The 22993-nt window shown below is 30.7% G+C and carries 15 protein-coding genes; all 15 read left to right on the top strand.

From position 1 onward, the window contains the following. Positions 1-220 precede the first annotated feature (220 nt). The 15 genes from TS70_RS00075 (at position 221) to TS70_RS00005 (ending at position 22928) form a co-directional block, all read left to right on the top strand. Positions 221-3175 (top strand): chromosome segregation protein SMC, encoded by a 2955-nt coding sequence (locus TS70_RS00075; RefSeq protein WP_198049047.1) that lies wholly within the window; start codon positions 221-223, stop codon positions 3173-3175. A gap of 92 nt (positions 3176-3267) precedes the next feature. Continuing rightward, the gene (ptsS, locus tag TS70_RS08195) at positions 3268-4590 is read left to right on the top strand and encodes a phosphate ABC transporter substrate-binding protein (RefSeq protein ID WP_198049046.1); all 1323 of its coding nucleotides are present in this window, start codon (positions 3268-3270) and stop codon (positions 4588-4590) included. A gap of 2 nt (positions 4591-4592) precedes the next feature. After that, positions 4593-6695: a phosphate ABC transporter permease PstA gene (gene pstA, locus TS70_RS00065; protein WP_198049045.1), complete on the top strand. Its 2103-nt coding sequence runs from the start codon at positions 4593-4595 to the stop codon at positions 6693-6695. After that, a complete protein-coding gene (gene pstB / locus TS70_RS00060) occupies positions 6695-7504 on the top strand; it encodes a phosphate ABC transporter ATP-binding protein PstB (RefSeq protein ID WP_040092998.1) in 810 nt (269 codons plus the stop codon). The genes pstA and pstB overlap by 1 nt, the downstream gene beginning before the upstream one ends. A gap of 26 nt (positions 7505-7530) precedes the next feature. Further along, entirely contained in the window at positions 7531-8190 is a 660-nt protein-coding gene (gene phoU / locus TS70_RS00055; RefSeq protein WP_127092788.1) for a phosphate signaling complex protein PhoU, read from the top strand. 129 nt (positions 8191-8319) lie between these two features. Next, the gene (locus TS70_RS00050) at positions 8320-9996 is read left to right on the top strand and encodes a phospho-sugar mutase (RefSeq protein ID WP_040093001.1); all 1677 of its coding nucleotides are present in this window, start codon (positions 8320-8322) and stop codon (positions 9994-9996) included. 40 nt (positions 9997-10036) lie between these two features. Further along, positions 10037-12325: a 2-oxo acid dehydrogenase subunit E2 gene (locus tag TS70_RS08190; protein ID WP_241460123.1), complete on the top strand. Its 2289-nt coding sequence runs from the start codon at positions 10037-10039 to the stop codon at positions 12323-12325. Positions 12326-12387: 62 nt separating this feature from the next. After that, positions 12388-13329 (top strand): 3'-5' exoribonuclease YhaM family protein, encoded by a 942-nt coding sequence (locus TS70_RS08185; RefSeq protein WP_040093004.1) that lies wholly within the window; start codon positions 12388-12390, stop codon positions 13327-13329. 238 nt (positions 13330-13567) lie between these two features. Next, a complete protein-coding gene (locus TS70_RS00035; RefSeq protein ID WP_198049044.1) occupies positions 13568-14926 on the top strand; it encodes an FAD-dependent oxidoreductase in 1359 nt (452 codons plus the stop codon). Between the two features lie 2 nt (positions 14927-14928). Then, positions 14929-15915 (top strand): lipoate--protein ligase, encoded by a 987-nt coding sequence (locus TS70_RS00030; RefSeq protein WP_198049043.1) that lies wholly within the window; start codon positions 14929-14931, stop codon positions 15913-15915. 35 nt (positions 15916-15950) lie between these two features. Beyond that, on the top strand, positions 15951-17054 hold the full coding sequence (gene pdhA / locus TS70_RS00025; RefSeq protein WP_198049042.1) for a pyruvate dehydrogenase (acetyl-transferring) E1 component subunit alpha: 1104 nt from the start codon (positions 15951-15953) through the stop codon (positions 17052-17054). Next, positions 17054-18043, top strand: coding sequence for an alpha-ketoacid dehydrogenase subunit beta (locus TS70_RS00020; protein WP_198049041.1), 990 nt, complete (start codon positions 17054-17056; stop codon positions 18041-18043). Before pdhA ends, TS70_RS00020 begins: the two co-directional genes overlap by 1 nt. A gap of 18 nt (positions 18044-18061) precedes the next feature. Beyond that, entirely contained in the window at positions 18062-19339 is a 1278-nt protein-coding gene (locus TS70_RS00015; RefSeq protein WP_040093011.1) for a dihydrolipoamide acetyltransferase family protein, read from the top strand. A gap of 16 nt (positions 19340-19355) precedes the next feature. Beyond that, a complete protein-coding gene (gene lpdA / locus TS70_RS00010; protein WP_198049040.1) occupies positions 19356-20741 on the top strand; it encodes a dihydrolipoyl dehydrogenase in 1386 nt (461 codons plus the stop codon). A gap of 141 nt (positions 20742-20882) precedes the next feature. Beyond that, positions 20883-22928, top strand: coding sequence for a hypothetical protein (locus TS70_RS00005; protein WP_198049039.1), 2046 nt, complete (start codon positions 20883-20885; stop codon positions 22926-22928). The last annotated feature ends 65 nt before the right edge of the window (positions 22929-22993 follow it).

Below are 22993 nucleotides of genomic sequence, written 5' to 3'. Positions count from 1 at the left end.
GGTGGTTAATTCTCACTTATTTTATAACCGGCTTCATTATATCCTTAATAATCTGCAAAAAAATTGCTTTAACTTTTTTTATTGTAAAAATTATTTCCCTAATTTTGTTATTTATCAATGATTTTAAAAAATTTAGTTGCAAATAGTTAACTTTTATAGAATAATTAATAAGGAATAATTCAGTTTGTTATTAGGTTAAATTTTAAGGAAGTGAAAATCAGTGCTATTTTTGAAAAAACTGGAGGCGTTTGGATTTAAGTCATTTGCTGACCCATTAACTGTCAATTTTGATCATGAAATGATTGGAATTGTTGGACCTAATGGGAGTGGAAAATCAAATATTAATGATGCAATTCGTTGATGTTTAGGTGAACAATCAATTAAATCACTGCGTGGAAATAATAGTGAAGATGTTATCTTTAATGGTTCTGAAACAAAATCAGCTTTAAATATGGCAGAAGTAAAATTAACTTTTGATAATACAAAACGAATTTTTGCAATGGATTATGATGAGATTGAAATTGTTCGTCGTGTTTTTCGAGGAACAGGAGAAAATGAATATTTTATTAACAAACAACGGGTATGTTTAAAAGATGTGCAAGATTTTGCGATGGATAGTGGTTTAACAAAATCATCATTAGCTATTATTTCACAAGGCAATATTAATGCTTTTGCAGAAGCAAAACCATTAGATCGTCGTACTTTATTTGAAGAAGCGGCGGGGGTTTTAAAATACAAACGACGAAAATTAGAATCATTAAAAAAATTAGAACGTTCAAATGAAAATTTAGCTCGTCTAAAAGATATTTTAAATGAAATTGAACGAAAGTTACCAAGTTTAAAATGGCAAAGTGAAAAAGCTTTAAAATATACTACCTTAAAGGATAAATTAAATGAAATTGAATTAGCAGTTTTGGTTAAGGATATTACTTTTTTTAATGATAAATTATTTGAATTACGTGAACAACAAAAAACAATTACAAGTACAAAACAAGAAGCAGATCGTGAATTAAAAAATAAAGAAATTGAATATAATGAATTGAATAAAGAAAATTTTAACTTAGATACAAAAATTAGTACTTTAAGTAGAGAATTTCAGAGTTTAGTTTCAGAAATTAGTGATTTAAAAGTTCATAAAATTGAATTAGATAATAAAGAAGCTGCTTTAAAAATGTCAAATAATGATATCACAATTACTAATATGCTTAGTGATTACAATGAACTAACTTTTAATCTCCAAAATGAACAAGAAAAATTAGAAATTTTGGAAAAACAACAACTTGAATATCGTAATCAGCGCAATGATTTTAATGTAATTCAAGCTAAATTAAATGAGAATCTAGGGGCAATTAATAAAACAATCGTTCGTTTAGAAAGCGATTTAGAACGAGCACAACATAAGTTTGAAAATCAAGATAATTTGCATGAAGGGGTTAAAAATATTATCAACAATAAAAATGTTTTACCTGGTATTATTGGGTTAGTACAAGAAATAATTAATGTTGATAATAAGTATGAACAAGCAATTGTGACAGCTTTAACGGGACGGTTACAAGATATTTTAGTTAAAAATGTTGATAGTGCAAAACGAGCAATTTTATATTTAAAACAAAATCGCGCTGGACGGGCAACTTTTATTCCATTGGATGTTATTTCGCCGCGTTTTCTTAGCAGTGATGAAGAATTTGTGATTAAGTCAGTACCCGGATATTTAGGTTTAGGAAATAATTTAGTTAAAACAAGCAAAGAATATCGCATTGCAATTGATTATTTATTAAGCCGTTATATTATTTGTGCCGATTTTGATAGTGCCCAAGAAGTTGGAAGATTAACAAAATATCGTTACAATATTGTTACTTTGGATGGGGAGGTAATTCGCCCACAAGGAGCTGTTTCGGGTGGTTCGCGCCGTACTAAAATGACAATTGTAAATCCAGAAAAAGAGCTTAATGAAATTAATGGGCATTTAGCAGTTAAGGGTGATGAACAACAAGGAATTATCCAACAGTTAAGTACAATTCGCCATCAATTAGATGAAGTTAATGAAATTATTGCTGAAAATCAGGCTTCAATTGGTGCGGCAAAGCGGCAAATTGAAATTATTAAGCATAATCAGATGAAATTGCAAAGTGAATACCATTTGTTAACAGCAAAAAATATTGATGAAACAAAATTAGAAGAAAATCAAGAGGTTCTTAATATTGTTGATAAAATTAAGCAAAAAGAACTTTTAAAAACAAAATTAGAACAACAATTAAATGTTGCCCATAGTTTGAAAGATAAACAATCATTCACCATTAATGAATTGAATAATTATATTTCAGAAAAACGTTATTATATTTCCGCTTTACAAGACCAAATTAGTAAAATCAACACTGATTTATCGATTATTAATGTTAAAATTCAACAAAATTTAACACGATTAACAGAAGAGTATCAAATGACATATGATCATGCCAAAACATTAGAATTAAAAGTAATTGATAATGAAGACTTGATTCGTGATGAAATTAAACAATTACGAAGTGATTTAGCGCAAATTGGTAGTGTTAATTTAGAAGCAATTGATGAGTATAAGGAAGAATATGAACGTTTCCAGTTTATGAATAATGAATATAATGATTTAAATGATTCAGTTAAAAATTTATTAAAGTCGATTGATGAAATGGATGCTATTATGGAAGAACAATTTGATAAAACAATCAAAGAGGTTAATAAAAATTTACCATCAACTTTTGAAGTTTTATTTGGTGGTGGGTCAGCAAAAATTATTTATACTGAACCAGAAAATTTATTAGAAACTGGTGTTGATATTAAAGTATCACCACCGGGGAAAAATATTACTAATTTAAATTTATTATCTGGTGGTGAAAAATCATTGGTTGCGTTATCAGTTCTATTTGCGATTTTAAAAGTTCGCCCAATTCCGTTAGTTATTTTAGATGAAGCAGAAGCACCGTTAGATCCAGCAAATGTTGAGCGTTTTGCTAAATACATTCGTACGTTTGTTGAGACAACCCAGTTTATTGTTGTTACTCATCGAGTTAGAACAATGGAAAATTGTGATGTCTTATATGGGGTAACAATGCAACAAAAAGGGGTAACAAAGATTGTGGGAATTAAATTGCAACAAGCTGAGGAAATGATTCAAGATTTTGAAAATAAAAAAGCATAAGATATTTTATGATTTTTTATTTTTTTTGATACAATTAATGTAAATAAATGAGCAAAGTTAAAAATATATTACAGCGGGAGGAAACTTAACGGATGAAGCCAAACGAATCTACTAAAGCTGTTTCAAAGAAACAAGAAAAGAAAAATTTCTTTAAAACTTTAGTAGGAGAGATTAGCAACCATAAAATGATTACTTTAATTGGTTTTGTTTTAGTGTTAGTAATATCAATTGTTATTTGAACAGTTGCTTCGGCGAGTAATGTTATTGTCGCGGGGGGAAGTACTTCTGTTGCACAAGTGATGGCAAATATTACCGAGCAGTATAAACGTGATAAAAAAGAAGACATTCTATATAATTCATTAGGAAGTGCAGCTGCTTTAGTCGGCGTTAAAAATGGGAGTTATGCTTTTGGGTTTTTATCAAAAGATGTTAATTCTACGCCAACTCAAGGTGATAATCGTGCTAATGCCCAACAATTATGAGAAGATTATCAAACATCTCGTTTTGTGTTTGCCCGTGATTATATTGTGCTGTTTTATCATTTACCAGCTGGTTGTCAAATTAATCCTACGCAAGATTCATTACATTTTGAAAGTTTTTATGGTGGAAAAGGAACAGAATTGATCCGTCGAATTTATACGGATCCTAATTTTACTTGACAACAAGCTTTTGGTTCACAACTAACTTGTAGTGGTGGGAGCAATAAGTTTTATACTTTAACCCGAGAAGCAGGAAGTGGAACAAGAGATTTCTTTGAATCAGCAGTAATTAAAACCAAAAACTATGATACAAATCAAGTTGCAGCATCAAATGGTGCGATGTATCAAGCTGTTTCAACTACGCCAGGATCAATTGGCTTTATTTCGTTTTCGTATCTTAAAACAATTATTGATGATAGTCGCTTAGGAATACAATCAATTGCAAGTGTGATTGGCCAAAGCACAACGACACCAGAATTACCATATAAGATTATTGATAAAAATTTAGAATTTAATCCAAAGTATTCTTTAACCCGACCATTTACCGGAATTATTAATTATCGTGGTTCACAATTTGATAAGGCATTAGCTTTTATTGCTTGAATGTTAGACCCGTTGCCATATGCAAAAACAAAGCAGTATTTGCGTAATGGTCAGATTAATCCGTATTATGACTCGAATTTTAAATTAAGTGTTCATGATGCAGCATATTGATATATTGAAGAAGGAGAAGAACCCTTAACATTTGATGATATTTTCTTCCGAAAATATAATAATAATACAGAATTTGCAAAAAGCGGCAAAGCAACACCTAATGAAAAAGTTCCATGGAATTTTAGCGCAAATTATAGTAGTATTTGAGATACTATTTTACAAAAATTCCCTGGTAAATATCAGGCGTATCCTGGTTATGAATATAATGGATTGGAGAATTAACGATGGCAAATAAAGATGTTAAAGAAGTTATGACAGCAGATAGAAAACCAGTGCGGGAAAAAATGCGCATGTGACGTATTTGCTTTGCCAATAATTTTCGTGGTCGAAAACAATTAACTGATTTTGGATCTAAAATTATTATTTATAGTTTTGCGATTTTAACAATTTTAATTTTATTAACTTTAGTTGGTTTTATTATTTATAAATCAATTTATTTTTTTCAACATTATCCAGGTGGTTTTTGAGGATTTTTATCTGGTCAAACCTGAAATGCTAATAATAATCAATTTGGAATTTGACGAATTGTTATTGCTACTTTCTTTGTTTTATTAATTGCGTTACTTTTTGCAATTCCGTTAACAATTTTTTCTTCATTATATATTTCAGAATATTTAAGTCCAACGATTAAACGTCGTGTGATAGGAATTATTCAATTGCTAGCAGGAATTCCTTCGGTTGTTTTTGGGTTATTTGCCTTAGCTATTTTAGGACCGTTATTTATGTTAATGGGAGCACCATCAACATCAAACTTATTGGTAACATCAATTACGTTAGCATTTATGGGTTTACCAATTATGATTTCTTTATCAATAAATGCGTTAGAAAACGTTCCCGATTCATATCGGTTTGGATCATTAGCATTAGGTTTGAGTAAAACACATACCACTTATCGCATTGTGTTACGATCAGCATGGTTTAAAATTATTACAGCCATTATGATGGGGGTTGCTCGAATTATTGGGGAAACAATGGCTGTTATGATGATTGCCGGGAATGCACCTGATGGATTAAAAGTTGGGAATGGTTTTCTTAATTTTATTTTTTCATCAATTGCGACATTAACTTCAACAATTGGGTTAGAAATGTTAGAAAACTCGGGACCAATGCATGAGTCAGCTTTATATGCTATTGGTTTGGTTTTATTTATAATTGTTTGTATTATTAATATTTTTATTATTTCATCGCAAGCTTTTAATAAGCGTAAACGAAATTATCATACTCGTAAAACAACAAAAAGTTTACGTTTAAGTAAATCATATAATGGTAATAAAATTAATAAATTATTTTATGAACGAATTGAAAAAACACGGGGAATTAAAAAATTTAAAGATGGTTTAGGAATGTTCTTCCTAATTTCATCAACAGTGATTGTGGTGTTTTTTACCTTAATTATTTTAATTACTATCATTTGAAAAGGTTTATTTGGAATGGTTTGGCACGACTTAATTTCGACTTCAACATTTGATGGCGGTGCGGGAATTCTTTCAACCTTTTTTGTCACCTTGTTATTAGTTATTTGTTCAATGATCTTTGCAGTGCCATTAGGTTTAATGGTTGCGATTTATTTAAATGAATATGCTCGTCAAAGTAGTATTTTTGCCAAAGCAGTTCGCTTTGCAATTGATGTTTTATCATCAACACCAAGTATTATTTATGGAACATTTGGATTAGCATTCTTTATTGGTGTTTGTCGATTGCCCCTATCAGTTTTAGCATCAGGATTAACTTTAACAATTGTTATTTTGCCAATTATGATTCGTAGTATTGAAGAAGCTTTAGCGGGAGTCGAAAATTCAATGCGAAATGCTTCGTTAGCTTTAGGGGCAAATAAAACATCAACAACCTTAAAAGTTGTTTTACCAAACGCAATGCCAGGAATTGTAACAGCAATTATCTTAGCAATTGGGCGAGTAATTGGGGAGTCAGCCCCAGTTTATTTAACATTGGGAACCGCTGTCCGGTTGCCAATTGCTGGGTTTATGTCCCCAGGAGCAAGTATGACAACGCAAATTTTAATGTTATCAAAGGAAGGCGCAACAGCTGATGCGATGCGGATTATGTTTGAATTAGCTTTTGCCATTATGGTGTTAATTTGGTTATCAAATAGTTTTGCCCATATTTTAGGGAAAAAATTTGCTCCAAATTATGTTAAAATTGGATTTAAGCAGAAGTGAAAAATGCGAATTAATAGTTTAAAATTTTTCTTTTCAAAAGAAAACTATCTTCATCAAAAAGAAAACGTTACTAATTTTTGAAGAAAAATTGGACCTAAGAAAAAACAAACAGCAAAAGAAGACAAAGATGATAATAAGGGAGAACAATAATGGATCCGAAAGTAATCATTAATAATCCAACATTTGATTCATCAGACAATAATCCAGATTTAATTGAAGTAAAACATGTTGATTTTTTCTATAAAGGAAATAAACAAGCCCTTTTTAACATTTCAATGAAAATTAAAGAAAATACGGTAACTTCTTTTATTGGTTCATCAGGGTCGGGGAAATCAACATTATTACGATTATTTAATCGAATGAATGATGTTGAGCCAAAATCCGTTGTTAAAGGTGAAATTCTAATTAATGGAAAAAATATTTATAGTCCTGAAACAGATATTGTCAAATTAAGAACTGATATTGGTATGGTTTTTCAAAAACCTTCACCATTTCCAATGTCCATTTATGATAATGTTGCTTATGGACCACGAAACCAAGGGATTCGTGATCGAAAACTTATTAATAGTATTGTTGTTGAAAGTTTAAAACGAGCAGCATTGTGAGATGAAGTAAAAGATAATTTAAGAGATTCTGCTTTTGCTTTGTCAGGTGGTCAACAACAACGACTTTGTATTGCTCGTGCCATTGCGATGAAACCAAAAATTTTATTAATGGATGAGCCAACAAGTGCGTTAGATCCAATATCAACATCAAAGATTGAAGAATTAATTACACAATTGAAAAAAGATTTTACAATTATTTTAGTAACCCACCATATGCAACAAGCAGCACGTGTTGCTGATTATACTGCTTTTTTTGCAAAAGGAAAATTAATTGAATATAATAAAACTAAGATTATTTTTTCACGTCCGGCTAATAAAAAAACAGAAGATTATATTACTGGTCGTTTTGAATAATGACAGAAAGGAGAAGAAAGGAAACGATGAGCGTTAAAATTGAAAATGATCTAGCCCAAACAAAACAAATGATTATTGATATGATTGCGATGACAAAAAATCAATATGATGATATGGTTAAGTGTCTTGAGGAAAATGATATTGAACTTGGGAAAAATGTGATTTCTTCTGATGAGACAATTAATAAAATGCAAGAAGCTTTTATTGAAGTTTCATTATGAAAAATTGCAAAACAACAAATGGTAGCAAAAGATTTGCGACGAGCAGTTGGTTTTATCTTAATTGTTAAAGAGGTTGAACGGATTGCTGACTATGCAAAAAGTATTTGTCGCTACTATATTAAATATAAACCCTCAACTAAATTAATTAATTTTTTAAAAAAATTAGTTGCTAAAGTTATTGAAATGCTAACTGAAGTATCAAATATTTTTGAAGAAGAACGAATTGAATCGGCATATAATATTTTAAAATATGATACTGAATTGGATAAACTTTATAAAGTTGAAAATGATGCATTAATTGAAAAAATCCGAGAAGCAAAAACTAAAGAAGAAATTAAAGTTATTACACTAACAATGCAACAATTACGTTCAATTGAACGAGCAGGAACACATATTATTAACATTGCAGAAACTTTAATTTATATTATTGAGGGAAAAATCTATGACTTTGAATTACCAATTTAAAATAATCTTCTTTATGAAGATTATTTTTTATTAATAACATTATTGAAAATAAATAGTGATTTACTAGTAATTTGTTATAAATATTATAAAATAAAATTGTTAAAAAGGTGATTTTAAAGGAGAATTGATATGTCATATTTAGATAATTTAAAGTTATGGAAAAATGCTAAAAACTTAGATCCAACATTAGCAACTGAATTTCAACAAATGTCTGAGGTTGAATTAATTGCTGCTTTTTCGAATGATCTGGAATTTGGAACAGCTGGGTTACGAGGATTACTTGGTCCTGGAACGGGCAAAATGAATTTATATACAATTAGAAGAGCAACATTGGCATTTATGCAATATTTAAAGAAAATTTATTCAGAAACTGATTTAAAAACAAAGGGTGTCGTAATTGGCCATGATAATCGTCATTTTTCTACTGAGTTTGCACAAGAGGTTGCTGATATTTTTGCTACTAATAATATTAAAGCAATTTTATTTAATAATAATGATGTACGACCAACACCAGTTGTTTCCTATATTGTTCGTAAAATAAAAGCTGCTGCCGGGGTCATTATTACAGCTAGTCATAATTCACGTGAGTACAATGGTTATAAGATTTATGATCATAATGGTTGCCAATTTTTACCAGTGGCAACCGATATTATTGGAGCAAATTATTTGAAAATTAAAGAAGAAGTTTTTAATTTAACATTAAAACCAGATCCAAGTTTAATTACTAATGTTTCTTTAACAATTGAAGAAAATTATATTGCCGATGTTAAAGCAATGCAGTTTTATCCAAATCAAAAACGTAATATTAAAATTGTTTTTTCTAATTTACATGGCACAAGTAAAGACTGAACACCACGAATTTTACAAGACTGTGGATATGAAGTTATTATTGTTGAAGAACAATTTGCCAATGACCCTAATTTTACTTTTGCGCCTAATCCAAATCCAGAATTAACTGAATGTTATGATTTAGCATTAAAATATGCCAAAAAGGTTGATGCGGATGTTATTATTTTAAATGATCCAGATGCTGATCGGTTGGGAATTGGGGTTAAGATTGCGGATAAGGAATACTACTTAATGACAGGGAATGAAACTGCCCCAGTTTTAATTGAATATTTATTTTCACATTATAAAAAGAGCAACACACTACCTCAAAATGGTGTATTATATAATACTTTTGTCACCGGTAATTTATCAGATAAAGTTGCTGAAAGTTATGGTGTTAAGGTTATTAAAACATTAACTGGTTTTAAATGAATTGGTGATCAAATGAGTAAAGCAGATAGCAACGGAGTTCAGTTTTTATTTGGTTTTGAAGAAGCATATGGTTATGTTTTAAAAGATATTACTCGTGATAAAGATGGAATTCAATCATCGGTGGTATTAGCTGAAGCTTGTTGATATTATCACCAACAAGGAAAAACACTTTTTGATGTCTTAGTTGAACAATATGATAAATTTGGATATTTTTACTGTAATACCGTTAATTTGGTTCGTGATAGTGTTGATGGAAAGACAATTATTAAGAGGATGTTGCAAAAATTGCGACAAGAAGAGATTGCTAGTTTAAACGGAATTAAATGTATTAAAAAGGAAGATTATCTAAACGGGTTATATAATATGCCAGGACAAGATTTACTAAAATTTTATTTTGAAGATGGTAGTTGATTTGCTGTTCGGGCAAGTGGGACAGAACCAAAAATTAAGTTTTACTTTGTTTGTGTTGATAAAACAAATGAACAAGCAAAAGCAAAAATGGAAGCAATGTATCAAGAATTAGAAACTAATTATTTAAATACTTAAAAGTATGCTAAGATATATTTAGAAAATAGGGGGTTACTAAATGGCAAAGATTATATTTGAAGCTGATGACAATCGTAAAGGTATTATCGATAAACTTTTTGCTAAAAATCAACAAAAGGTGCAAGCAGGAGATAAAATCGTTAATGTCATCACTCAAAATAAAGTATATGAAATAAAAACGCCAGAAGCTGGTGAAGTACAAAATCTTATTGCTTATGAAAATAAAGTTATTAATAGTGGCGATGTTTTATTAGAAATTGTGCCACTAGAACCCGCTCTTAATGACCAAAAATATGAAACTAGTCAAGATTATAATACTAGTTCTTTTCTTGGTTCATCAAGATATAATGCAGCTAATAATCCATCAATTGATATTAAAAAATCAGAAACTGAAATTTTTCGTGAAGAATTAATTGAAACATTATTAGCTCGTGAAGTTACCGGTGAAAACCCTAAAAATGATTTTGAACCGACAATTGAGCTAAACTCAGAAGGAACAACACCGCAACAAGAGAAACAAAATTTATTTCAAGATAATGTTAGTACAACATCATTTTTATTAAAAGATAAAGTTGAAAATGTTATTGAAAATATTCCAAATGAAAATAATATTGAAACCTTGAAAAAGGATCTTGGCCAATTAAAAGACAATTTAACAACAGTTAAAGATGATTTAGAAACAATTAATATTCAAGAAGAAATTATTGAAGATATTGCACATTTAGAACGAGACTTAGCATTATCAGCAGAAATGAAAGAAAAAACGCAAAACTATGATGAAATATCAAATACGTTGATTCACCGTATGTATACAGATATTCAAGAAGAGTTAAATCAAGAAAGTAATGAAAAAGAATTAATTTTAGATGATGATAATCCCGAAACAATTTATTTTAGTGAAGATTTAACATTAGAAGAGTTGGGAGAAGATATTGCTTTATCTGCCTCAAATATTGATGAAATGAAGACTGATTCAAAGTTAGGACATGATGTTTTAAGGGTAACAGACGTAGTTTCAACAAAACAACATGATAATGGACCTTCCGAATCCCATCCTCATCATTCAGAATCTGTTGTTCATCATAGAGAACCAAAACCTCATGCAGAATCTCACACAATGTCTACAATCCATCATAAAGAAGTAAAACATGATGAGCCAGTAAAAACACATCATTCTGTTTCGGATCCAAAGACCCATAGTAGTCATAGTGAATCTGCTCCAGATCGAACAGAAGTAAAAGGACATTCTGCTCATTCTGAAACGCACCCGGTTTTGCATTCTGACACCTCTGAAGGTTTAAAAACACATGTTTCGCATTCAAAACCAGTAACTCATTTGAGCTCTCATGTTGATGAAGATGCTAGTTCTGGTTCAGAAACTGTTTCGCACCCAAAACCACATGCACATGCTGGGTCTCATTCAACATCTACGGTTCACCATAAAGAAGTAAAACATGATGAAGAAGTAAAAACACATCATGCTGCTTCACATTCAAAGGTACATAGTGGTCATAGTGAATCTGCTTCGCATTCTGTTGAAACAAAAGCACATTCGGCAGGACATTCAAAATCACATGTTGAAACATCAGAACATATGCCAGACAAAGCAGTTCTTGACCATAATGGTAAAATATTACAAGCTGACCAAATTAAATTAAATCATCAAGCAATCACCCGGGCAAAAGTAATTATGGAAAGCAGAAAGAATATTGCTCATAGTTTTATTGATGTTGAGGTTGATGTTAGTGAATTAGTTAGTTTATTATCAATCATGCGAGAAGCATATTTATCAAATGAGCTTGAATTAACATTATTACCATTTTATATTAAGGCAGTTTATGAGGGTTTAAAAAAATTCCCAATTTTAAATGCATCATTTATTAGTAAAGAACATGCCCTTTTATTAAAATGATTTTATAATATTGCTTTTAGTGTTGATATTGATGCGGGGATTAAAATGCCTGTTTTATCTAATTTAAAAAATGAATCAATTAAAGAAATTGCGGTAAAAGCAACAAAATTAATTGAACAAACTATTAATGATAAATTAACCGACAAAGATTATCAAGATGCATCATTTTCAATTGTAAATTATGGTGAATATGGAATTATGCGGGGAACTTTTACCATTCCAGAAGACAATGTTGCTGGAATTGCAATGGGAATTATCTTTAAAAAACCAGTTGTTGTTGAAAAAAACGATATTACAATTCGTGATATTATGATAATTACCCTTGGTTATAATGAAGCTGTGATTGATATTACTGAAGCAAGTAAGTTTGTACATTATGTTGCATATTTATTATCAAATCCAGGATTATTGTTATAAAACAAGAAAGTGATGTTTTTCTTCATTATGCATTTCTTTATTTTTAGAAAGGAAAAAAGACAATGAATATTAAGGACTTAACGAAAGAGACCAATAATATTGAATTAGTGGTCCTTGCTGATAAGGTAACACAAGGAACTGCTTCAAATGGGAGTACTTATTTGTCAATAACATTAAAAGACCGCACAGGAACAATTGAAGCACGATTATGAGATGCTCGTCCTGCTGATATTGAATGTTGAATTAAAGGAAATTGTTATAAAGTAAATATTAATATTATTGAATATCGAAAAGTGTTACAAGCAAAAATTAATACTTATGACATTATTGATAATGATAGTATTAACTTAGAAGATTTTATTGAAGTAGCACCACTTCCACCTGATGTAATGTATGATGAAATTATTACTACAGTGCAAGCAATGCAGACAACAGAATATCGTGAAATTATGACTTTAATTTTATCAAAATATGGGGAACAATTTAAAATTTGACCAGCAGCAGTTCGCAACCACCATGAAATTAAATCAGGATTAATTTGACATAGTTTAACAATGTTAAAAATGGCAAAGAATGTTGCTAATGTATATTCTGATCGGTTAATTGATGCTGAACTTTTATATTGTGGTGTTATTTTACATGATTTGGGAAAAGTTATTGAAATTACAAGTGGAGCAACTAATGATTTTTCATTAGAAGGAAAATTAATTGGTCATATTTCAATTATGGCAAATGAATTAAACCATATGGCTAAAATTAATGATTTAAATTCTGAGAAGATTATTTTATTAGAGCATATGATTTTAGCTAGTCATGGTCGTTTAGAATATGGGTCACCAGTTGAACCACATTTACTAGAAGCTGAAATTTTATCATTTTTAGATAATTTAGATGCGCGAATTTATCGAATTGATAAAGAATTAAAAAAAACGTCAGTTAATGAGCAAACACAACGTTTATTAGCGGTTGAAGGACGTTGATTCTTAAAACACTTTGAAAAATAAGTGATATCCTAGTCAAAAAATACCAAAATTTTTCAAAAATTTTGGTATTTTTTCAGTTTTCTTACCTTTTTCGTGTGTTTTTCTTTTCTATTTTTTATGGCAGGTATATAATAAAGGTACGGTATGATTTAATTTTCAGGAATAGATGCCACATTTTTAAATATAACTATGCGCATTTTTTTAGTTAGTTATATCGAAAAAACTAAAAATACTATGAGAACAGAGAAGGAGAATATAAATGAAAGTTATTGTAGTCGGAACTAATCATGCGGGGACAACTGCTGTTAGAACCCTAAGAAGATTAGACCCTAAAGCAGAAATTGTTACTTATGATAAAAACAACAATATTTCGTTTTTGGGATGTGGAATTGCATTATGAGTTTCAGGAGAGGTAAAGGATCCAAAAGGCTTATTTTATGCTTCACCAGAGATTTTACAAAGTGAAGGTATTAAAGTAAATATGGAACATGAAGTATTATCAGTTGATAATAAAAGTCAAAAAATTCGTGTTAAAGATTTAAAAACTGGCAAAGAATTTGATGACAATTATGACAAATTGATTTTAGCAATTGGTTCATGACCAATTATTCCAAACATTGAGGGTATTAACCAAGAAGGTGTTCATATTGTTAAATGATACCAACACGGGGAATTGGTAAAAAAAGCAAATGATGATAAAAATATTAAAAATGTGGTTGTGTGTGGAGCAGGATACATTGGCGTTGAATTAGTTGATGCTTTTCACCAAAAAGGAAAAAATGTGACCCTAGTTGATATTTTAGATCGTATTATGCCACGTTACTACGATAAACCATTTACTGATAAAGTTGAAAACGCAATGCGGGAAGCAGGCGTTAATTTACGTGGTGGCGAAAAAGTTATTAAATTCGAAGGAAACAATAACAAGGTAACAAAAGTAGTAACCGATAAAGGTTCATATGATGCTGATTTAGTAATTTGATCAGTTGGATTTAAACCTTCCACAGAAATTCTAAATGGTGTTATTGATTTAGATAAAAATGCCGCAATTATGGTTGATCAATATATGAGAACTTCAGATCCAAATATTTTTGCAATTGGAGATTGTGTTGAAGTTTATGATAACGCTAAAAAAGCACCAGCATATATTGCTTTAGCAACAAATGCTGTTCGAACAGGAGTTATTGCTGCTGTTAACGCTTTAAAACCAGAAGGTTTAGCATCACCAGGATTCCAAGGTTCAAATGCAATTAATGTTTTTGGTTGAGCATTAGCTTCAACAGGAGTAACAGAAACAGTTGCAAAAGATCTTGGTTTTGATTATGAACAAATTACTTTTACCGATAATGATCGTCCAGAGTTTATGGAATCTTATCAAGAAGTTTTAATTAAGATTCTTTGAGATAAAAAAACAAGAAAAATTATTGGAGCACAAGTTGGTTCAGTAGCTAATCATACAGAAGTTATGTATATGTTTTCATTGGCTATTATGAAAGGAGTTACAATTGATGAATTACCATTAGTTGATATTTTCTTCTTGCCACACTTTAATAAACCATATAACTTTATTACTTTGCCAGCATTAGAGGTATTAGGTTTAAATTACTTTAAAAAATAACTATGATCTGTTTTAAAAATCCTTCTACGGATGTCTATTTTAATTTGGCTTTAGATGAATATCTCTTAAAAAGTGAAATTAAGGACAATATTTTCTTTTTGTGAAAAAACTCGAATACAATTGTAATTGGTCGTAACCAAAATACAATTGAAGAAATTAATTTACAAGCAGTTGAGACTGATAAAGTAAATGTTGTTAGACGGATTACTGGGGGAGGAGCTGTTTATCAAGATGATGGAAATCTATGTTTTTCCATCATTGTTGATAAAGATAATGAAATCGCGAAAAATTATGAAAGTATTTTGCAACCTATTATCAATGTTTTACAAAAGCTTGGTTTAAATGCTAAGTTTGCTGGTAAAAATGATATTGAAATTGATGGTAAAAAAATTTCTGGAAATGCTCAAATAAAATATAAAAATCGCTTATTACATCATGGAACATTTTTGTTTGATGTTGATTTAAACAAGATGCAAAAATATTTGAATGTTGATCAGAGTAAAATTGTTTCAAAAGGAATTAAATCAATTCCAGCGCGAGTAACAAATATTCGCCCATTGTTAGAAACAGATATTACAATTGATCAGTTTATGGATTTTATTACAAAAGAACTATTAGCCCAAGGAACAACAGTGGTTGATTTACCACCCGATATTATTGCTGCTGCTAATAAATTAGCGGATGAAAAATATCGAACATGAAACTGAAATTTTGGTAATTCACCAGAATTTAGTTATCAAAATAAAATCCGTTATGAAGGAAAAGGAACTGTTGATGTTCGTTTAAGTGTTAATGAAGGAAAAATCACAAATATTAAATTTTATGGTGACTTTTTAGGTTCAGGTGGAACAGATCACCTTGAAACGCTTCTAACGGGTTGCAAATATAGTCCGGACAAAATTACAAAAGAATTATTAAAAATTAATATTAAAGAAATTTTTGGAGAGAAATTTGAAACACAAGAAATCTTAGATGTTATTTTTAATTAAAAACTTATATAGAAACAGAAAGGATGGAATTAAAAATGTATTTTGACAAGTTTAATTCGTTAAAAAATGAAATGCTTCAAATTATGGATGCAACAGGAAAAATTGTTAAACCAGACTTGATGCCAAAAATTAGCGATGATGAAGTTTTAACCGCGTATAAATTAATGTGTTTATCTCGTCGCCAAGATGATTTTCAAAATAAAATTCAACGTCAAGGGCGAATGTTATCATTTTTATCTTCGACGGGGCAAGAAGCAACTGAAGTAGCATATGGAATGCAAATCATTAAAGGAAAAGATTGATTTTCTTCAGCTTACCGAAATAATGCTGCTTGATTAGCAAGTGGTGTGCCAATGCGAAACATTATGTTATATTGATGTGGAAATGAAATGGGGAGTAAAATGCCAGAAGGAATCAATACTTTGCCAGTAAATATTCCAATTGCAACACAATATTCCCATGCAACTGGTTTAGCATTTGCCGAAAAGTATAATAAACGTGATGGTGTTGCTATTACAACCACTGGTGATGGAGGTACATCAGAAGGAGAATTCTATGAGGCAATTAACTTTGCGCAATTACATGAAGTTCCAGCGATCTTTATTGTTGAAAATAACCAATATGCTATTTCAACACCACGCCGAAAAGCAACAAAAGCAATTAACTTTGCTGTTAAAGGAGTTGGTATTGGAATGCGTAATATTTTAGTTGATGGAAATGATTTTTTTGCTGTTTATGGTGCCGTTCAAGAAGCAATTAGTCTTGCTCGTAAGGGCAAAGGACCATCATTAATTGAATGTAATACATATCGTTTAGGAGCTCACTCATCAGCTGATGACCCAAAAGTTTATCGTGATGAAAAATTACACGAAGAAGCCTTAAAAAAAGATCCTCTAATTCGTTTAAAAGCATACTTAATTGCAAAGAAAAAATGATCAGAAAAAGAACAAGAAGCATTAGATGCTGAGCAGGATAAATTTATTAAAGGTGAATTTGCTTGAGTTGAAGAAAACAATAATGTTTCAATTCGTGATATTTTTGCTTACACATATGCTGAAATGCCAAAATTTTTAGAAGAACAATATCAAGAAGCAGAGGCATTCTTTGCAAAATATCCAAGTAAAGGAGGACATCACTAATGCCAGTTGTAAATAATATTCAAGCATTAACACATGCTTTAGATCTAGCAATGGAAAAACATCAAAATGTTGTTGTGTATGGAGAAGACGCTGGTTTTGAAGGCGGAGTTTTTCGAGCAACAGTTGGATTACAAGAAAAATATGGTGAAGACCGTTGTTTTGATGCGCCAATTGCTGAGGCAACTTTAGTTGGAAGTGCGGTTGGAATGGCAATTAATGGGATGAAACCAATTGTTGAAATGCAATTTGAAGGATTTTCATATCCTGCTTTACAACAACTTTTCACTCATGTTGCTCGTATGCGTAATCGTTCACGTGGGCGTTTCACTTGTCCCCTAATTGTTCGTATGCCAATGGGGGGAGGAATTCGTGCGTTAGAACACCACTCTGAAGCAATGGAAGCAATGTTTTCACATAATCCAGGATTAAAAGTGATTATTCCTTCAAGTCCATATGATATGAAAGGATTATTATTAGCGGCTGTTGAATCACTAGATCCAGTAATCTTTTTAGAACCAACAAAAATTTATCGTGCCTTTAAACAAGAAATTCCTGATGAATATTATACTTTACCAATTGGTGAAGGTTATAAAATTCAAGAAGGTGATGATTTAACAATTGTTACTTATGGGGCACAGGTTGGTGACTGTGAAAAAGCATTGGCCCAACTAAAAGAAGAAGGAGTCAATGTTAATGTTGATCTAATTGATTTACGAACAATTCAACCATGAGATCGTGATATGGTTATTGAATCAGTTAAAAAAACTGGTCGTATTTTAGTTGTTCATGAAGCAGTTCGTTCATTTTCAGTTGCCTCAGAAGTAATTACAACCGTTAATGAAAATTGTTTTGAATATTTAAGAGCCCCCGCTGGACGGGTAACAGGTTATGATATTATTATTCCGTTTGATCGTGGAGAACATTATCATCAACCATCAGTACAAAAAATTGCTGTTAAAATTAAAGAATTAATTAACTACCAATTTTAGAGAGGAGTTGTAAGAAAAATGGTTAAATTTAAATTTGCAGATATCGGAGAAGGATTAACTGAAGGAAAAGTTACTAATATTATGATTAAAGTTGGCGACAAAATTAAAGATGGAGATGAAATGTTTGCTGTTGAAACAGATAAAGTTAATACAGAAATTTATTCTCCATGTGATGGCGTTGTTAGCAAGATTAATATGAATGTTGGTGACACAATTTACGTTGGTGATGTTGTGGTTGAAATTGATGATGGTGGTGCAGATAGCACTGATACCGCCCCAGCACAACCAGCCTCAGCCCCAGTAGAAGAAGAAAAAGCAGCCGGGGTAGTTGGTGCTGTGCCAATTTCAAATACTGTTTTAGCTCCTCGTCATTTACCAAATAGTAATAATATTAATAGTGGTAATAACAGTAATGTTTTATCAACACCGCTTGTGCGAAAAATGGCGGCTGATTTAAAAATTGATTTAACAAAAATTCAAGGATCAGGGTCAAATGGTAAAATTATGAAAGCTGATTTAGCACAGGGTAATAGCGCCGCACCAACTGGTCCATCATTATCAGCAATGCCAATTGAAATTCCAAAAATTACGGCAACGGGAGCTGTTCGTCGTGAACCAATGTCACCAATTCGTAAGGCAATTGCTAAACAAATGACATTATCAAAAACAGTTATTGCAGAAACAACATTAATGAAAAATATTGATGTTACAAAATTAATTGAAATTAGAACGCAATTAAAAGGACAAGCAGAAAAACAAGGCGTTAAATTAACTTATATGCCCTTCTTTATGAAGGCATGTGCCGTTGCGTTAAAAGATTTTCCAATTTTAAATTCGTCATACGATCAAGAACAACAAGAAATTATTTTTAAAGATTACTATAATATTGGGATGGCAACTGATACCCCAACAGGATTAATGGTTCCCGTTGTGAAAGGTGTTGATCAATTAAATGTCATGCAAATTGCAAAAATGGTTAATGATTTAGCATCAAAAACACGTGAACGTAAATTAAAACCAGATGAAATGAAAGAGGGAACTTTCACAATTACAAATTTTGGGTCAGCTGGAATTGAACTAGCAACACCAGTTATTAACTTCCCAGAAGTTGCAATTTTAGGAGTTGGAATTATTAAAAAAACACCAGTTATTAATAGCAACAATGAAGTTGAAGTTAGTTCAATCTTACCATTGTCATTAACAATTGATCATCGTTTAATTGATGGTGCTGATGGTGGACGCTTTTTAGCACGAGTAACTGAATTATTAGAATCACCAGCTTTATTATTATTGTAAGAGAAGAGGTTATGAGATGGAAAATAAATATGATGTAATTGTTGTCGGAGCTGGTCCGGGTGGATATGTTGCGGCAATTAAAGCAGCCCAAGAAGGTTTAAAAACATTAATTATTGAAAAAAAATATTATGGTGGTGTTTGTCTAAATGTTGGTTGTATTCCAACAAAAGCGTTATTAAAAAGTAGTAAAGTTTACGATTTAATTGGTCATGCTGATACTTATGGAATTGATATTTCAAAAATGACAGAAGTTGCCCCAAATTGAGTAAAAATGCAAGAACGCAAAGCAAAAGTAGTAACACAATTAACAAAAGGGGTTGAATTTTTATTGAAAAAAAATAAGGTTGACCTAGTTAAGGGTGAAGCAAAAGCAATTGATAAAAACACAATTGAAGTAGCAGGAAAACGCTATATATGTACAAATTTAATTATTGCAACAGGAAGTGTTTCACGTAATTTACCATTACCAAGCTTTGAACAAGCAGAAAAAGATGGTTATGTTATTTCATCAACCGAAGCTTTATCATTACCAAAAATTCCAAAAAAATTGGCAATTATTGGTGGTGGTGTTATTGGAATTGAATTTGCTTGTTTATACCGTCGTTTAGGAACAGAAGTAACAATTTTACAAGGTTTAGATACAATTTTAGAAATGTTAGATAAAGATATTCGTGAAGAATTAACAAAACTATTAATTAAAAATAAAGTTAAAATTGAAACATCTGTTAAAATTAAAGAAATTAAAGGTAAAACCGTCATTTATGATAATAGTGAAGGAAAAGAAGTTAAGTTAGCAACTGATTATTGTTTAGTATCAGTTGGTCGTGTCCCTGTTACAACCGGTTTTGAAAATATTGGGTTAAAAATTGGTGAACGAAAAAATATTGAAGTTGATGATCAATGTCGTACTAATTTACCAGGCGTTTATGCAATTGGGGATGTTGTTGGAAGAGCAATGTTAGCCCATGTTGCTTCATCACAAGGTCTTTTAGTAATTGATAATATTAAGGGAAAAAATGAAAAAATGAATTATAATCGCATTCCATCATGTATTTATTCATTTCCAGAAGTTGCAACCGTTGGAATCACCGAAGAACAAGCAATTAAAGATAAAATTGCTTATAAAGCTTTTAATTTTCCGTTATCAGCGAATGGAAAAGCACTAGCAGATGGTGAAACCGATGGGTTTGTTAAAATTTTATGTGAACCTAAATACGGTGAAATTTTAGGGGCCCATATTATTGCGGCAACAGCAACGGATATGATTTCAGAAATTACTGTTTGTATGGAAACAGAAGGAACAATCCATGAATTTGGAAAAGCGATTCATCCGCATCCAACTTTATCAGAAGTTTTAATGGAAGTTGCGCACGGTTTAGAAGGATATGCCATTCATATTTAAAGTTACAAAAAGTAACTTTTTTTTATTAATTAATTGTAAAAAATCTAATCTAATCTTTAATTGCATTTATTCTTAATTTTGCTATAATGAGTCCATATTAGAGCACGTAGGTTATATAAAGGGGAATTAAGGAAGAAACTAATGGCAAAAAAACCAGGAAGTTGAGATAAACTTAATAAATTAACGAAAAACGTTACTGTTGCTTCGCGAAAAAGAGGGTGAATTGCGGCAATTTGTGTATTGTTATATATCGCAGTTTTAATTCCGTCGGCTTATTTTGCGGTGTCATTTTTAGCGAAAATCTTAAGTTATGGGGGAATTCAAACGGATGGTCCTTTACCAGACTTTGAGGCAGGGGATTATTTTCAAGTTAATTTTGCTAAAACTGAACTACGGGATAATACTAAAAAAACTCCTGTTTTTGCAACATATGAACTGCTACCTGATTCAACAACTGGCGGTGTTGCACAAACACGAGTTCAAACGACATCATTACGATTAGAATATGCTTATAATTATATTTTTGCAAATGCCCCCAAAATGTATATTGCGAATAATATCTTTTTTAAAGGAAAATATGGTGATGTTAACCAAATTCAAATTTTAAATATTTACACTAATCCGCAAGGAACAAAATCATTAGGACTTGCTGATGTTCAACAAAATAAGTTAAATTTAATGGAAAATATGTTGTATTTAAAAATTAAATATAAAGGTGAAGAACAATTAACATTAATTTGAATGCCAACGCTTTTTGTTGGAATTGAAGGATTTTTATCAAACTTTTTAAATTTTAAAACAGCAGAAACAATGAACAAGGATAAACCTGACCCAACAATTTGAGAAAATCAGACAAAAATTCTTGGTAGTCAAGCAAATAATATTATGTTAAATGGAAGCAATAATAGTTTAACTTTAGATGATGAAGTTTATGCGGCTTATAAAACAAAATTTGCTGCTTTTTACAACGAAAATAAAGGGACAGATAAAGAATTTATTGGTGATTATAATCCATACAGTAATTTTGCTATTTCAAGTGTTAATCCACAAGATCAAATTTTACCAGGGGTATTTTTTGATAGTGTTGGCTATATGTTTGATATGAATCGAGTGATTCAATCAGCACAACAAAATAATCCTGATTTTAGCGGATCACTAGCAAAAAAAGACATTAATATTGGAGGTCAATACATTCCGCAATTATTAATTTTCTTAATTAATGTTTTAGAAACATCAGAAAACCGGGGGTTAGTTTTACCCGAAGATTTAGTACCAAATGATTGAAAAGATTGATATCAATTAATTCAACCGAAACGATTAGACGTCACTAAACCAGAACAATTTTATTTTATGTTCTTGCCAAAAGATGAAACAGTTCAAAATATCATTGGTAATCGTTTACGCAATCAGGTAACAGATGTCTTAAGCGGGAAAGAGACACTAGCAACTGCTGTTAAAGATTTACAACGTGATGTTTTGAGCAATCCTAATGATTCAAAATATAAATGGGTTTATGATTGAAATATTTTACCATTTCAATCATATGGTTTTATTGAAAAAAGTGATTATACTGTCATTAAACGAACAATTCAAGAAAATAAAAATTTAGTAATTGATTTTCTTGGTAATTCTGTGCCAGGAACAGAATTTGTTACAATTGACCAACCATCATTACACTCAGTCACTAATTTAGTTCATCCAGGAAATGTTGATGCGTATACCATTGATGATCCTCAAAAACGAAATACATTATTTACAAAATATTGAAGTGCTAACTTATATGGAGCAACAACAACACTAAATCAAATTAATATTGATGTAAGAAATATTAGTCTTGATCAAAAGGCATTTGAAACAATGTTGATGAATCAAATTATTGACCAAACATGAGCGTTTATCAAAAATATTGCCCAAGTAGCAGGAAATAAATTAAATATTATTAATGGTATTTCAAAAGCACAATATGAAACAACTTTCAAAAAGGATTATCAAACAACATTTACCCCAGTTAATAATTATCATAGTAGTGCTGGCACATTCCTTGAATGATTTAATACCCTTCTTGCTAATGATGAAACTCGTTATAGTCTTTTTACGGTCCTTGATATTAAATTAGCATTACAAGTAGGTGGGAATATCCCAGAGAGTTTAAAGGCGGTCACTTTCCGCTTTAACATTAATTATTAATAAGATAATAAACAGTAGACTTCTTGCATTACTTGTTAAAAAATTGCAAATATTTNNAAAAAANA

Origin of the sequence: Spiroplasma sp. hyd1, from assembly GCF_016082235.1 — a bacterium.
Lineage (GTDB): Bacteria > Bacillota_I > Bacilli_A > Mycoplasmatales > Mycoplasmataceae > Spiroplasma > Spiroplasma poulsonii.
This window is presented reverse-complemented; position numbering and strand designations above follow the sequence as displayed.